Source organism: Ruegeria sp. J8, assembly GCF_056531925.1.
Genome location: NZ_JBQFMR010000004.1, coordinates 49,101 through 63,247 on the forward strand (window position 1 = coordinate 49,101; position 14,147 = coordinate 63,247).

The following is a 14,147-nucleotide window of genomic DNA, read 5'->3' on the forward strand; positions in this document are numbered from 1 at the left end:
ATGAGCGAACGATTTGCCAATTTGACCAAGACACCCCAGATGCCCGCGGCCCGGATGCTGGCCGATGCCAATGCGCGATTGGGCACAAAGCTGGACGCGCCCGCCAGTGCGCCTCTGGATGTGGTTCTGGCTGAGCTAGATGAAAAAGGTGCCCCGATTGACATGCTACGACTGCTGGGCGTGGCTCTGCCGCCGCGTGAACGGGTATGGTGGTCCTGTCTGGCGGCGCGCGACTATATCGGCGAGGCGCCTGAACACAACACGCCGTCGCTGGCAGCGTCTGAGGCTTGGGTTTTTCGCCCGACGCCCGAGAATCGTGAAAAGGCTGAACAGACGATAGACTTGGCCGATCCGGATGATGAGACGATAAATTGCGCCATGTGCGCGCTTTATGCCGATGGGACACTGGGTACAGGTGAACTTGCCGGGATGACCGCTCCGCTTGGCGCGGCCGAGGCGCTGGCCTTTGCCATGAATGTCACCGCGATGGGTTATCATGAGGGCGACTTCGATGCCTATGTGCAATTGCTGATCGACCGTGGCCTTGATATCGCCCGTGGTGGAAACGGCAAGCTGGAGGCGAAGGAGTAGATATGGGATTTCCTCAGGCCCGCGTTGCGGATCTCCACACCTGTACCTTTCTGGCGCCACCGCCTGCGCCCCCCGCGCCGGTGCCTGCGCCGATGCCCATCCTGCCGCCCTGCTGCCCGACAGTGTTAGTGGGCAAGATGCCTGCGGCGCGAATATTTGACATGGCCACACCCGCCTTTCCGCACCCGATCATCAAAGGCTCGGCGACGGTACTGATTGGCAAGATGCCAGCTGCGCGGGTGATGGATACATGTGCCTGTGGCGGGCCCATCGTCAAAGGTGAATTTACCGTGCTGGTCGGAGGATGAAGACAGAAGAATGACGGTCACGCTCAAATTCCAATCCACCGGCGTCGTGCCGGGCGACGGGCGTCCTGTATCGATGCAGGGGGGATCGCTGACCGTAGGGCGTGGTCCGGCCAATGATCTTGTTTTGCCCGACCCCGAGCGGACGCTCAGCAAGAACCATTTCGTGATCGAGGATCACAATGGCAACGTGGTGATCGTGGACCTGTCGACCAACGGGACCTTTCTGAACTATTCCAAGATTGCTTTGGGTCGGACGCCGACGCCGCTGAACAATGGCGATGTGCTGACGGCGGGCGGTTATGAGATGGTGGTCGAGATCGGTGCCGATCTGCCTTCGTTCGAAGAGATGATCCCACAGCCGATGCAGCAGGGCAATGTCTCGCCCGGACAGTCGCAAAACGCGCCGGATCCCCTGGATTTGCTGGACGCGTCCTCGCCGGGCGGGGATTTTCTGGACGACCTGCTGGGTGGTGAAGCCCCCAAAGGGCCGGGCCAGATCGCAACGCCTGATCCCATGGACGAACTGCTGCCACCATTGGGTGATGATGACCCTTTCTTTGCCAAACCGGCGGATGCGCATCAGGGCATGGGGGCGAGCGACCCGATGCACAACCCCTCGGCCACTGATGCGTTTTCAGCGCCCAGCAGTGGCGGCGGCGCGAATCTGATCCCCGACGATTGGGATGACGACTTCCTGTCGCCGCAAGAGCCGTCCTCTTCGGACCCGTTTGCTGCGCCACCGCCGGAACCGGCCGCTCCGCCGGCCAAGCCAACACCGGGCGAGCGTGCGGTCCCACCTCCGCCGTCGGAACCAGTAGCTCCGGCGCCTGCGCCCGAGCCTGCAAATGAGCCCACAGTGGTCGAAACGCCTGCTCCCGCTGCGGCAAGTGGGGACCAATCCGCCGCCCGCGCCCTGCTTGAGGCGCTGGAGGTGGACGATCTGCGCATCGACGACGCCGATCTGCCCGCCACGATGGGCCGGATGGGGCGCGTGTTACGGGCAATGATCACGGGTCTGCGCGAAATTCTGATGACGCGTACCTCTATCAAGTCTGAATTCCGCATTGATCAGACCATGATCAGCGCCGGCGGAAACAACCCGCTGAAATTTTCGATCAGCGCCGAACAGGCGATCGAGGCGTTGGTGAAACCGCGGGTCAAAGGCTACCTCGCCTCCGAGGAGGCCACCGCCGAGGCGTTGAACGATATCAAGGCCCATGAGGTCGCCATGGTCACAGGGATGGAGGCCGCGCTCAAAGGCGTGTTGTCGCGGCTCGACCCCGAGGTGCTGGCCGGGAAAATCGAAGGCTCCGGCAAACTTGGGTCACTTTTCAAGGGTAAGAAGGCCCAATATTGGGAAGTGTATGAAAAGATGTATGCGGAAATTTCGGATCAGGCCGAGAATGATTTTCACGATCTCTTCAGCCGGGAATTCGCGCGTGCGTATAAGGAACAGCTGGAAAAGCTGAAGTAACGCCCCAACGGGCGCAATAACAAGGGAGGGCAGCCATTGTCCTGGGACAGCAAGGTGCTTTGGACCGAAGGGTTGTTTTTGCAGCCCCACCATTTCCAGCAGGCCGACCGGTATACCGAGGCGCTGGTGGCCGGGCTTGCGCGCCGGGTGACACCCTATGCCTGGGGGTTGAGCGCGCTTGAGCTGGATGACGAGGTGCTCAAGGTCGGGCAAATAGCGCTCAAATCCTGTTCAGGGCTGACGCCGGATGGGCAGGTGTTTCGCGTACCGCAGGCCGAAGACCATCCGCCCGCTTTGGAAGTGCCCGAAACGATCAAGGATTGCGTTGTTTACCTGACCGTACCGCAGCGGCGCCAAGGCGCGTCCGAGGTGGATCTGAGCGGTGCGGAACAATCCGTCAGCCGCCTGCGTCCCGCCGAGCAGGAAATCACTGACGTGATGAGCCAGCAGAAAAAGCCGGTAACGCTGGGTGTTGGTAAGCTGCGACTTCAATTTGCACTGGCGGTGGACGATCTGGCCGACAAGCTGGCCATTCCGATTGCCCGCATCATCGAAGTGCGCCCGGACAAAGAGATTGTACTGGATCGCGGCTTTGTGCCCTCGGTCCTGGATGTGCGCGCAGCCCCGGCACTGGCGGGGTTCATGAACGAGCTTGAGGGAATGCTGTCGCACCGGATGCAGGCGCTGGCCGGGCGGCTGTCCGAAGGCGGACCTGCCAAGGGTGCCGCGGAGATTTCGGATTTCCTTCTGTTGATGGTGATCAACAGCAACCTGCCGCTGGTGCGCCATTTCGCCAATATCGAAAACGTGCATCCCGAACACGCCTACCGCGTTTGCGCCGCACTAGCTGGCGAGTTGGCGACCTTCATGAGCGCCGAGAAAGAAGCAGTGCAATTCCCCGCCTACCAGCACGACAACCTGACCGAAAGCTTTGCCCCGGTGATCCGAGTGCTGCGCCAATATCTCAGCTCGGTGCTGGAGCAGACGGCGATCTCGATCCCGTTGGAGCCGCGCAAATACGGCATTAGCGTCGGTGTAATTGCTGATCGCAAGCTGATCGGCTCGGCCGGATTTGTGCTGGCAGTTAATGCGGATATCCCCGCCGAAGACGTGCGGCGGCACTTCGCGGGTCAGGCCAAGACCGGCCCGGTTGAGGAAATCCGCCAATTGGTGAACTCGGCCCTGCCAGGCATCACCTTGCGCCCGCTGCCGGTCGCGCCGCGCCAGATCCCGTACCATTCGGGCGTGGTCTATTTCGAACTGGACGCAGCCAGCCCGTATTGGAGCAAGATGACCACTTCGGGCGGGATCGCGGTACATGTGTCGGGGCAATATCCCGGCTTGCAGATGGAGCTGTGGGCGATCCGCAATCAGTAGCCGTCCGGGCCGCTGATTGGTACGAAACAAATTGATGGGGTTGCTTGCGTGGACCACTGGACTATGCGGGCGCTGTGAGGAAGCAGGTAGATCATGTCCGACAACGATCCTTTTGCCGAACCGGACGATACAGACAAGACGGTCATTCGCCCCAACCCGGGTGGACGACGTCAGGCCGGGACCATGCCGCAACAACCTGCCCCGCCTCAGCAACCGGCGGGCTACCCCGAGCCGATGGAAGCGCCACAGCCACAGCCCGCTGCGGGAGCGGACGGATATGGCGTGCCTCCGGTGCAGGCCTCACAGTCGCGCCCGCCACAAGGCGGCGGAGAACAGGTGGCCGCAACCGGGATGAACCGGCTTAACGCCTGCGCCGCGCCTTTGTTTTCGCTGATCAGCCGCATCCGCAACCGCGCCCAGCACATGGACCCTGACAAGTTGCGCCAAAGCGTGGTGGCCGAGGTGCGCAGCTTTGAAAATGCCGCCCTACAGGCGGGCATCCCAGCGCAATCGGTCAAGGTGGCGCGTTATGCTCTATGTGCGACGCTGGATGATGTCGTGCTGAACACGCCGTGGGGCGGTCAGTCTAGTTGGGCGACGCAATCACTTGTTGGCACCTTCCACCGAGAAACAGTGGGCGGGGATCGGTTCTACGACCTTTTGGCGCGGCTGGAACAGGAGCCTGCGAACAATATCGAGCTGCTGGAATTCGTCTACATGTGCCTGTCGCTTGGCTTTGAAGGCCGCTTGCGGGTCGAACAAGGCGGCCCGGATAAGCACTTGCAAATCCGGCAGGGCTTGGCGCGGGTCATCCGAGCGCAACGTGGCCCTGTCGAACGTGATCTGGCCCCGCATTGGGAAGGCGTGGACAAGCCTTACCGCGCGCTCAGCATGTGGAAGCCGGTCTGGATCGCGCTAGGCGTGACGGCTCTGTTGCTGGTGATCGAATTCAGCGGCCTGTCTTACGTTTTGTCGAACAAGACGGAAAATCTTGTGGGACAGATGTCGGTGATCGACGCGGGCCCGGTGACCGAGTTGCAGCGCCGCGCGCCACCGCCACCGCCACCTCCTCCGCAACAGCAACCTCAGATCGCGAAGGTCGTCGAATTCCTCCAGCCCGAGATTGATGAGGGGCTGGTCGAAGTCTTTGAGAAAGGCAATACGCTGGTCATCCGCATCAAGGGGTCGGGCATGTTCGGTTCAGGCTCGGACAGTCTGCAAGACAAATTCCAAGAGCCGGTGCGCCGGGTTGCCGTGGCGTTGAATGCCGAGCCGGGCACGGTGATCGTGACCGGACATTCGGACAATGTACCAATCCGGTCCGCGCGCTTTCCATCCAACCTCGCCTTGTCGCTGGCGCGCGCAAAATCGGTGATGAATAAGATGTCGCCCGAATTGACCGACCCCAATCGCCTCAGCGCCGAAGGCCGGGCCGACAGTGACCCGATCGCCGACAATTCCACCCGTGAAGGCCGTGCCACCAACCGCCGGATCGAAGTCCTGTTAGTGCAGGAGGATACCCAATGAACATCAGTAGATTCTTCAGATTCGTTTTCATGTCGATCTACACCGTGCTGTTCTTTACGGCGACGGCGCTGTCCTTGTGCCTGTACTTCTTTGGTCCGCTGATCGGGTCGGACGAATGGCGCCCGCTGGACGGGATGACCACCCGGCTGATCTGGTGCGGTGTGATCTACGCATTTTTCCTGATCATCGCACTGACCATTTTCTTTTTCCGCCGCCGGCGCGAAAAAAAGCTAACCGAAGAGATCACCGAGGCCGTCAGCGATGGCGGCGACATGATCGACAGCGAAATCTCGGAACTGCGCGGCAAGTTGAAAACCGCAATGGCCGCGTTGCGCAAGTCCAAGAACGGGCGGCGGCATCTGAATGAGCTGCCGTGGTACGTGATGATCGGCCCACCGGGCGCGGGTAAGACCACGGCGATTGTGAATTCCGGTTTGAACTTTCCGCTGGCTGATGAGATGGGTAAAACCGCGATTGGCGGTGTGGGCGGCACGCGCAACTGCGATTGGTGGTTCACCGAAAACGCCGTTCTGATCGATACGGCCGGGCGATACACGACGCAGGAAAGCGATGCGCAGGTCGATAACGCGGCGTGGATTGGGTTCCTTGGACTGCTCAAGAAATACCGAAAGCGTCAGCCTATCAACGGGGCGATGATCGCAATCTCGTTGTCGGATCTGTCTTTGCAGGATGAGATCACACAGAAAGAACACGCAAAAGCCGTGCGCCGTCGTCTGGAAGAGCTGCGCGAAAAACTGGGCGTGCGCTTTCCGGTCTATATCCTGTTCACCAAGGCCGACCTGATCGCCGGGTTTGCCGAATTCTATGACAATCTGGGTAAGGAAGACCGTGAACAGGTTTGGGGTTTTACCTTGCCATTGGACAAGTCCCGGTCCGAGCAATCCCCGGTTGCCGCCTTTGATGAGGAATTCGCGTTGCTTCTGGGCCGTTTGAACGCCCAATCGCTGGAGCGGATGCAGACTGAAACCGACCCGCAGCGCCGCGCCTTGGTTGCGGGCTTCCCGATGCAGGTGGCCTCATTCCGCAAGGTGGCGCATGAATTCCTGACCGAGGTGTTTCAGGACAGCCGTTATCAGCATCGCCACATGCTGCGCGGGGTCTATTTCACATCCGGCACGCAAGAAGGCACCCCCATTGACCGGCTGATGTTGGGCATGGCGCGCACCTTCGGGATCGGACGTCAGGCGATTGGTTCGGGGCAGGGCTCGGGGCGGTCGTATTTCCTGACCCGCCTATTCGATCAGGTTATTTTTCGTGAGGCCGGTCTGGTCAGCGCCGATGACAAGGTCGAGCGACGCTATAAGATCACCAAATGGGCCTCGGTCGCGGCGACGCTGATTGCTGCTGTTGCAGTGGGTGCTTTGCTGGTGCGCAGCTTCTCGGGAAATTCCGAGTTGATCGCTGAGGCACAAGAAGGCGTGTCCGCTTATCAGGCCGCGGCCGCGACTCTGCCGCCCAGCCCGGTGGGCGACACCGATCTGGTACCGGTAGTGCAGGCGCTGAACACACTGCGCGATCTGCCCGCGAACCCGACCCTGTCCGACCCGGACCCTGAAACGCGCTTGACCTACGGCCTGTATCAGGGGGACGTGATAGGCACGCAGGCGGCGCAGACCTACCGCGCGGCGCTGAACCAGCGCCTTCTGCCGCGGCTGCTGTTGCGTCTCGAAGAACAGATGAGCGCCAATATCAACAACCCCGATGTGCTGTATGAGGCACTAAAGGTTTATCTGATGCTGGGTCTGCAAGGTCCGATGAACCAGAACCTGGTCAAGGAATGGATGAATATCGACTGGACGGTGTCCTTCCCCGGCCCCTCGCGCGAGGAATTCCGCGCTGATCTGAACGACCATCTTGAGGCATTGCTGAGCCAGCCGATGCAGGCCGTCGCGTTGAACGGCCCTATGGTCGAGCAGATACAGGGCTTGCTGTCCGAACTGCCACTGGCGCAGCGCGTGTATAACGGCATCATTTCAAGTCCATCCGCGACGGCGCTGCCGGAATGGCGTATCACCGAGGTTGGCGGCCCAGCGGTTGCGCGCGTTCTGGTGCGGTCCTCGGGCAAACCGTTGAATGACGGGATCGAGGGGATCTTTACCTATCGCGGTTTCAACGACGTATTTGTCGGCGAAGCAGTTGGCGTAGCCAAACGGGTGCAAAAGGAAAGCTGGGTTCTGGGTCCGCGCGGCGAGGCGGAACAGACCGAACTGGCGCTGGCGGCGCTCAGCCGCGATGTTCTGGACCTGTATTACAACGACTATATCGCGCGCTACGACGCGATGCTGGGCGATATCGACATCGTACCGATGGAAAGCCTCAGCCATGCGGTCGAAGTGACCAATGTGCTGTCCGGGCCGACCTCGCCTATCGTCAACATCCTGAATTCGATCTCGGACGAGACGAAGCTGACAGAAAGCCGATCGGTCCTGCCCAATTCCGAAGCGCTGAGCGATGGGTTGTCCAGCGCAGCCAGCCTTGAGTTGCAATCGGCGACCTCGGTCCAGACGCAAATTCTGCTTGAGGCACTGGCTAAGTCCAGCGGCGCGACGGTGTCCGAGCCGGTGCAAGAGCCGGGTCAATATGTAGAAGATCGCTTTGCCTGGCTGCACCAGCTTGTTGACCGGCCCGAGGGGCAGCCCTCGCAATTGGATCAGTTGATGGGGTCGTTGACGGGTGTCTATCAGGAACTGAACAAGATGTCCTTCAGCGGAACCTCGGGCGGTGAATCTGGGCAGGCTTTGCAGCAATTCCAACAGGAAGCGGCGCGCATTCCCGGCCCGATGGAACGCTGGGCGGTGCAGATCATCGACGGATCTTCGGGGATCACTTCGGACAGCACGCGAGCCTCGCTAAATGCGCGCTGGCAGGCCAATGTGCTGCCCTTTTGCGAGCAGGTCGTCACTGACCGTTACCCGTTCAGCCGCAGATCAGGTGCGGATGTGGCGATGGGCGATTTCAGCCGGTTGTTCGGCCCGCAAGGTCTGATCGACACGTTCTTTACGGACAACCTCGCCAAACACGTGGACATGCGCACGCGCCCCTGGAGTTGGAAAAGCAGCGTGAACGAGGCCGATCTGGGAATCAGCCAGGCCGTTCTCACCCAATTCCAGAACGCCGCCGAAATCCGCGAGGCTTTCTTTGCCGCAGGCCCTCAACCGCAGATTCAGTTCCAGATCATGCCCGAGGCGCTGGACCCCAAAGCCAAGGGCGTCACGCTTGAGATTGACGGCCAGTCGCTGGAGTTCCGCCATCGCGGCGGGTTGCCGTCGCCGATGGCGGTCACGTGGCCGGGGCAGGTCGGGTTGGCGCGGGTCACGTTCCAGCCCGACAAGCGCAACATCGAAAGCGTGCTGTCCAAGGACGGGCCATGGGCGTGGTTCCGTCTGCTGGACGCGGCCGAGGTGCGGCGGACTAATGTATCGGACCGCAAGAAGGTGATCTTCAACGTCGGTGGCCGCATTGCGATCTTCCAGTTGCAATCCGGCTCGGTCATCAATCCCTTTGCCCTTCCGGCGCTGCAAAAATTCAGCTGCCCCAAATCGTTCTGATGCAGCGCAGCGGATTTGGCGCATTTGGTAAAATGCCGTCGGTCGGGGATTTCTTCCGACTGGGGGTGACGCAGGATTTCGTCCAGCCGTGGGACACGTGGATACAGCACAGCATGTTGGCCACGTCTGAGGCTTTGGGCGCGTCATGGGATGCCCACTACATGTCGGCCCCGATCTGGCGGTTCTGTCTGGCGCCGGGGCTGGCGGGGCCGCAAAAGATGCTGGGTGTACTGATGCCCTCGGTGGATCGGGTCGGGCGACGTTTCCCGCTGACCCTGGTGGCTGGGGTGTCCAACGAAGGTTCGGCCATTCTGACCCATTTCCGCGCGGATGCCGTGTACCGCCAGCTCGAAGATTTGGCCCTGGCCGCGCTTGAGGACGACATGACCCGCGACAAGCTGGCCGAGGGGCTAGAGGCGCTGCCCGTTCCATTGCAGGAACCCACATCCCCGGTCCGGGCCGAGGGTAAAACGCTGGTTCTGACGCGGGGCGAGGTCTCGGACAGCCTGTTGCCTGACCTCGCGGCGGGGCTGGTGTCGCATCGCTATCACACTCCGACAATCTGGAGCACCGAAATTGCCGGTGTCCCCCGCATGATGGTCTGCGAAGGTTTACCGCAAGGGGCAAACATGCAAGGCTTATTCAATCTTCACGCGTCAGTCTGGACCGAGGCACGGCCAATATGAATTCAAGTCACCGCGTTCGGTACAGCGCCCGCAGCCATGTGGGCCTCAAGCGGAAGCTCAATGAAGATGCCATTCTGGCCCTGCCCGAAGAAAGCCTGTGGTTGGTCGCCGATGGTATGGGGGGCCACGAGGGTGGCGATTTTGCCAGTCGTTTGGTGGTCGATATGGTGGCCGCAATCCCGCCGGGCCTGCCACCCGCGGACCGTCTGGTCGCGTTGCGCGATGTGCTACAACAAGCCCATGTCGCGATTGTGCACGAGGCCGAGGCGCGCGGCGGCAAGACCATTGGCACCACCGTGGCCTGCATGATGCTGGCCAATGGCCATTTCGTCGGGCTATGGGCGGGCGACAGTCGCATCTACCTGCTGCGGGACAACCAGATTCAAATGCTGACCACCGATCACTCGGTCGTTGCCGAACTGGTGCTGGCCGGACAGATGAGCTGGGACGAGGCCGAGCAGCATCCGCAGTCCAACGCCATTATCCGAGCGGTCGGGGTCGGGGATGTGCTGGAACTGGACAAGATCCGGGGCGAAGTTCAGCCGGGCGACCGGTTCCTGATCTGCTCGGACGGGCTGAGCAAATACGCGACATTCCCGATGCTGGAAAAGGCTCTGTCTGAGATGCCGATCGAAACCGTCGCGGATCAGTTAATACAGATCGCGCTGGACGGGGGCGGGGCTGACAATATCTCGGTGATCGTGGTCGATATTCCCTGAACCCCGCGCTATTGCGCGAGGGTGGTCAGGATACGGCTGTCCAGCGACAAAATCTGCGTTTCCACATTACGATCCTGTTCGCGCAGCGCCTCGGCATATCCGGCAGCGGATTCTGTGGTTGGGCGCAGCGTGTCGAACAGTTGATTGTCGGTATGCAGCACGATCACCTTGCTTTTGCCCAAGGTGCTATCATCGACCTGAAAGGCAATGCCGCCGTTTTCCTGACTTTCCGGAATGGAATAAGCCACGCGCACTGACAATGGCCCACTTTCCCCATCCCGCAGCGCGGCGATACCATTTTCCTGACGCGTGACATTGGGCAGCAGGTGGAACACATTGCCCGACACATCCAGCACCGAGACAGACAGGAACCCGTCTTGCACATCCTGCGGCAGGTCTACGTCGATCACTGGGTTCTGGCCGACAACGTAGTCTCCGGTCGGATTGGGGGCGTCGTTCTGTTCACCGTTATAGAACGCTATTGAGATATCGCTGGTGGGTGCTGTTGGCAGGAAATTCTCGATCAGGCAAAGAGTCGGGTTCAATACATTCACGCCGCCCAGATCGATCGGTCGCGCTCCGACCAAAGCTGTCAGGGCAGTGTCCAGGCCGGTCAGGCTGTCTTGCGAGGCCAAGGTGCCAATGACCCGAACCGGGGTCTCGGGGCCGTATCCGGCAGTGGGGGCATTCTCCAGCTTTAGCGCGCCGCAATCGGCTAGACCGGCCAGGATCGGTCGGATATCTGCGGCGGGCAGGAACAGCGGCTCAAGTTCCAGCTCGACAGTGCCTTGCAGCCCGGCGGGCAAGCCTGCCGAGTAAAGTTGTTCCAGCTTGTCATGCAGCGCCTGATCTGTGGTTTGCCCTGTCAATTGAGCGTCGTTTCCATTCACGACCAGCCGCCATTCATCCAGCTCCATCACTGTGTCGATGACGTCGCTGACCGCAGCGCCCCAGCTTTCCGAGATATCCCCGGACGCCAGCGTCAAATCAACCGTCCCGCCCTGATCGGTGATCTCGCGGGTCATGGCATCACGAGTGTCTTCCGAGGGCACAAAGCCGACGGCGCGCGGCGGCAGGCCCTCGCGCTTGTCCGCCACCAGCGTATAAGGTGCGGCCACGGGATATTGGGGCCCGGTAAAGCTGTCGAATGCGCCGCTGAAATAGGCACCGGCACCACCGCCGACAATGACCAACGCGCCAAGGGCAGCAACCAGCCCGGTGCGTGATTTCTCGGGCGCTTTGGCGGGTGGCGCTAATGGCGCGGCCGCGGCGGGTTCAGGCGGGGTAGAAGCCGCTGGTTTGCTTTTGGGAACGATGATCGTCGCGTCGTCATCGGTGTCAGCAGGGGGGGCTTGCACCTGTCCCGACCGGGTCGAGGACAGAGCTCGCAAAACATCGCTGGCCGATTGATACCGGTCATCGGGGTCCGGCGCGGTCATCTTGTCCAGTACGGTTTTCAGAGGCTCGGGCACATCAGCAGTGTCCAGCGGTTGCTTTTTGCTTTCCACAACCTCCAACAGGTTACGCCCGGAATTGGCCTTTTCGCCACGGAAGTTTGCCAGCAGCAGCGCGCCCAGCGAATAGATATCAGTGCGCTGGTCGGTCTTGCCCGACAGCTGCTCGGGCGCGGCGTAGGCGTATTTGCCCGCGAACTCTCCGCCCACGATGGTTTCGGCACCGGGGTTGGTGTCCTTGGCGATGCCAAAGTCGATGATTACCGCCTGTGCCGGATCACCGTCACGCAGGATGATGTTGTCCGGGCTCAGGTCACGGTGGACGATGTTGCGCGCATGCGCGGCCTCAAGCCCTTCGCAGACGCGTTTGCAGATGGTCAGAATATCGTCTGCCGGCATGGGGCCATCGGCCAGTTTCCGGTCCAGCCCCGGCCCATCGACGTAGTCCATCACCAGATAGACATGTCCGTCGGCGGTACGGTTGTTTTCGGAATACCGCACCACTGCGTCATGGCGGATGTCGCGGATTTCTTCCTCGCGGGTCAGCAGGACCAGATAGTCGTCATTGCTGGAGAACTCGGCTTTCAGCACCTTGAGCGCCGCCAAGCGCCCCGAAATTTCCGAACGCGCCCGGTAGACATCCGAGGTTCCGCCCCGCCCAAGGATCGCCTCGATCCGATATGTGTTGTTCACCAGATCGCCCGGCTGAAACAGATCGCCTGCGCGGGATTCAGTCATGCTGCCCTCGTTATTCTTTTGTCTTCAGAGGCTACGGATTCAGCCGAGGGCCTGGAATTCGACGCGACGGTTTTCGTCTGCGCGCGGATCGGATTTATTCAGCGGCTCGGCCTCACCCACGCCCAGCACCTCAAGCCGTTCGTCGGCGATGCCGCAATCGCTGACCAGGAAACGTTTGACCTCTTTCGCGCGCAGCAGCGACAGGTTCTGGTTGTAATCCGCAGACCCGGCGCTGTCGGTGTGACCGATGATCTGGAAGACGCTCACATCCACGTTTTTCATCGCGTTACACAGCGCCGACAGCTTCGGCTTTTCGTCGTCGCGCAGCGCGGCAGATGCGAAATCGAACCGGACCTGAATATTGACCTGATCTTCGGCCGCAACAGGCTGATATTCCGCAGGCGCTGCGGCTACGGTGGTTTCCTCGACCGCTGTGGCGGCGGTATCGGTGTTGGACGGCACGATGACCAGCCCACGCGTCTTTTGCTTGTTGAACGCGTCGGTGATCTCGTCTTCCGTCAATTCAGTGCTCTGCGCCAGCACAACCTGCGCCGAACAAATCAGCGCCACAAACGGCACCGCGATATATTTCCTAGGCGAGAATGCAATCATTACCAAAGTCCTTCCCTGTTTGACGGCAAGAGTATCCGTGCCTCAGGGACGCGGCAATGAAGAATGTCACACAAAGGGGGCAGAAACGCAGGCAAATGCGTGACATCCCGACCGGCGGCTTTTAGGTTTGGTGCGACAGGCACGACAAAACAGGAAAATAAGGCAGATGCGCATTGTTTCAGCGATCATTCTTGGGGTCGCGATCATCCTTGCTCCGGTCATCTGGTATGTCTTCCCGCTGATCGTTCCAATTGATGACAATTTCGAAGGGCCCGCCATCGATTCAGGCGCACGGATCGAGATCGAGATGCTTAGCCAGCAAGTCGAGGATATGCGCGCGGAAATCGAACGGCTCTCGCTTGAAATTGCGCGCGCGCAAAGCGGGGCGGCGGCACCGTTGCAGGGGGCTGATGGAGCGGATGATTATGGCTATGACAGCTCAACCCCCAACGAGATTATTGATGCCTATGCGCAGGTCGTGCTGATTGCCGACCGCAACAACGTCAATCAGGATCTGCAACTTGCCAGTTCATCCTTTCTGAAAGAGACGTTTGGACTCCCGCGCGAAGACCTGACGGATAGTTGCCAATCCATGACCAATCCGCGTCTTGAAGAGAATTTGGTGCTGGAAGAGGTCGGGCCGGTTCGTGTGCGCATGCTGAAACCCGCGATCGAATCTCTGCGCACGGTGTTCGACAATATCCGCCGAACCGACCCCGACCTTTATGATCGTATCAACACGGCCGGGTCGCTTTGTGTGCGTAGGGTGCGCGGAGCGACATCGTCGGCCTCGGCGCATGCCTATGGTCTGGCTGTCGACCTGAACGTCGACGGGGTTCTGGATACGCTGGGTGACGGGAAAACCCAGCTGGGTCTGACCATTCTGGCTGATTTCTTCCGGCAGGAGGGCTGGGTCTGGGGCGCGGCCTGGGGGCGCGAGGATTCGATGCATTTCGAGGTCAGCCGCAACAAGATTGAAGAGTGGCTGGAACAAGGACTTTTATAATTTTGTGTGTTGCACACGGTATTGTGAACTGGGACACGGACAACCATAGAATCAACTGAGATATGTATATCCGCAATCCAAACGGG

11 protein-coding genes are annotated in these 14,147 nt (G+C 60.5%); 9 read left to right on the forward strand and 2 right to left on the reverse strand.

Annotation, left to right across the window (positions count from 1 at the left end; genetic code table 11):
* From ACR0L1_RS09950 to ACR0L1_RS09985, 8 genes are all read left to right on the forward strand, one after another.
* On the forward strand, positions 1-591 hold the full coding sequence (locus ACR0L1_RS09950; protein WP_170772288.1) for a DUF6931 family protein: 591 nt from the start codon (positions 1-3) through the stop codon (positions 589-591).
* A 2-nt stretch (positions 592-593) separates the two neighbouring features.
* Positions 594-899 (forward strand): PAAR domain-containing protein, encoded by a 306-nt coding sequence (locus ACR0L1_RS09955; RefSeq protein WP_170356385.1) that lies wholly within the window; start codon positions 594-596, stop codon positions 897-899.
* 10 nt (positions 900-909) lie between these two features.
* Positions 910-2,373 carry a type VI secretion system-associated FHA domain protein TagH gene (gene tagH, locus ACR0L1_RS09960; protein ID WP_480858536.1) on the forward strand — a complete coding sequence of 488 codons (1,464 nt, stop codon included), beginning with the start codon at positions 910-912 and terminating at the stop codon, positions 2,371-2,373.
* A gap of 36 nt (positions 2,374-2,409) precedes the next feature.
* A complete protein-coding gene (tssK, locus tag ACR0L1_RS09965; RefSeq protein WP_480858538.1) occupies positions 2,410-3,750 on the forward strand; it encodes a type VI secretion system baseplate subunit TssK in 1,341 nt (446 codons plus the stop codon).
* A 93-nt stretch (positions 3,751-3,843) separates the two neighbouring features.
* On the forward strand, positions 3,844-5,277 hold the full coding sequence (gene tssL / locus ACR0L1_RS09970; protein ID WP_480858540.1) for a type VI secretion system protein TssL, long form: 1,434 nt from the start codon (positions 3,844-3,846) through the stop codon (positions 5,275-5,277).
* The gene (tssM, locus tag ACR0L1_RS09975) at positions 5,274-8,846 is read left to right on the forward strand and encodes a type VI secretion system membrane subunit TssM (protein ID WP_480858542.1); all 3,573 of its coding nucleotides are present in this window, start codon (positions 5,274-5,276) and stop codon (positions 8,844-8,846) included. Before tssL ends, tssM begins: the two co-directional genes overlap by 4 nt.
* Entirely contained in the window at positions 8,846-9,532 is a 687-nt protein-coding gene (gene tagF / locus ACR0L1_RS09980; RefSeq protein ID WP_480504704.1) for a type VI secretion system-associated protein TagF, read from the forward strand. Before tssM ends, tagF begins: the two co-directional genes overlap by 1 nt.
* Positions 9,529-10,251, forward strand: a complete 723-nt coding sequence (locus ACR0L1_RS09985; protein ID WP_480504702.1) for a PP2C family protein-serine/threonine phosphatase — start codon at positions 9,529-9,531, stop codon at positions 10,249-10,251. The genes tagF and ACR0L1_RS09985 overlap by 4 nt, the downstream gene beginning before the upstream one ends.
* A gap of 8 nt (positions 10,252-10,259) precedes the next feature.
* Here ACR0L1_RS09985 and ACR0L1_RS09990 read toward each other — a convergent pair whose 3' ends face one another.
* The gene (locus ACR0L1_RS09990) at positions 10,260-12,443 is read right to left on the reverse strand and encodes a serine/threonine protein kinase (protein ID WP_480858544.1); all 2,184 of its coding nucleotides are present in this window, start codon (positions 12,441-12,443) and stop codon (positions 10,260-10,262) included.
* A gap of 39 nt (positions 12,444-12,482) precedes the next feature.
* Positions 12,483-13,055 carry an OmpA family protein gene (locus tag ACR0L1_RS09995; protein ID WP_480858546.1) on the reverse strand — a complete coding sequence of 191 codons (573 nt, stop codon included), beginning with the start codon at positions 13,053-13,055 and terminating at the stop codon, positions 12,483-12,485.
* A 166-nt stretch (positions 13,056-13,221) separates the two neighbouring features.
* On the opposite strand from ACR0L1_RS09995, the gene ACR0L1_RS10000 reads away from it, so the two are divergent.
* Complete coding sequence (locus tag ACR0L1_RS10000) at positions 13,222-14,061, forward strand: M15 family metallopeptidase (protein ID WP_480858548.1); 840 nt, start codon at positions 13,222-13,224, stop codon at positions 14,059-14,061.
* Positions 14,062-14,147: the final 86 nt, after the last annotated feature.

What these genes read in the sequence shown, in the direction of transcription:
- ACR0L1_RS09950 (WP_170772288.1), top strand. Translation starts at nt 1, where the DNA reads ATGAGCGAACGATTTGCCAATTTGACCAAGACACCCCAGATGCCCGCG.
- ACR0L1_RS09955 (WP_170356385.1), top strand. Translation starts at nt 594, where the DNA reads ATGGGATTTCCTCAGGCCCGCGTTGCGGATCTCCACACCTGTACCTTT.
- tagH (WP_480858536.1), top strand. Translation starts at nt 910, where the DNA reads ATGACGGTCACGCTCAAATTCCAATCCACCGGCGTCGTGCCGGGCGAC.
- tssL (WP_480858540.1), top strand. Translation starts at nt 3,844, where the DNA reads ATGTCCGACAACGATCCTTTTGCCGAACCGGACGATACAGACAAGACG.
- tssM (WP_480858542.1), top strand. Translation starts at nt 5,274, where the DNA reads ATGAACATCAGTAGATTCTTCAGATTCGTTTTCATGTCGATCTACACC.
- tagF (WP_480504704.1), top strand. Translation starts at nt 8,846, where the DNA reads ATGCAGCGCAGCGGATTTGGCGCATTTGGTAAAATGCCGTCGGTCGGG.
- ACR0L1_RS09985 (WP_480504702.1), top strand. Translation starts at nt 9,529, where the DNA reads ATGAATTCAAGTCACCGCGTTCGGTACAGCGCCCGCAGCCATGTGGGC.
- ACR0L1_RS09990 (WP_480858544.1), bottom strand. Translation starts at nt 12,443, where the DNA reads ATGACTGAATCCCGCGCAGGCGATCTGTTTCAGCCGGGCGATCTGGTG.
- ACR0L1_RS09995 (WP_480858546.1), bottom strand. Translation starts at nt 13,055, where the DNA reads ATGATTGCATTCTCGCCTAGGAAATATATCGCGGTGCCGTTTGTGGCG.
- ACR0L1_RS10000 (WP_480858548.1), top strand. Translation starts at nt 13,222, where the DNA reads ATGCGCATTGTTTCAGCGATCATTCTTGGGGTCGCGATCATCCTTGCT.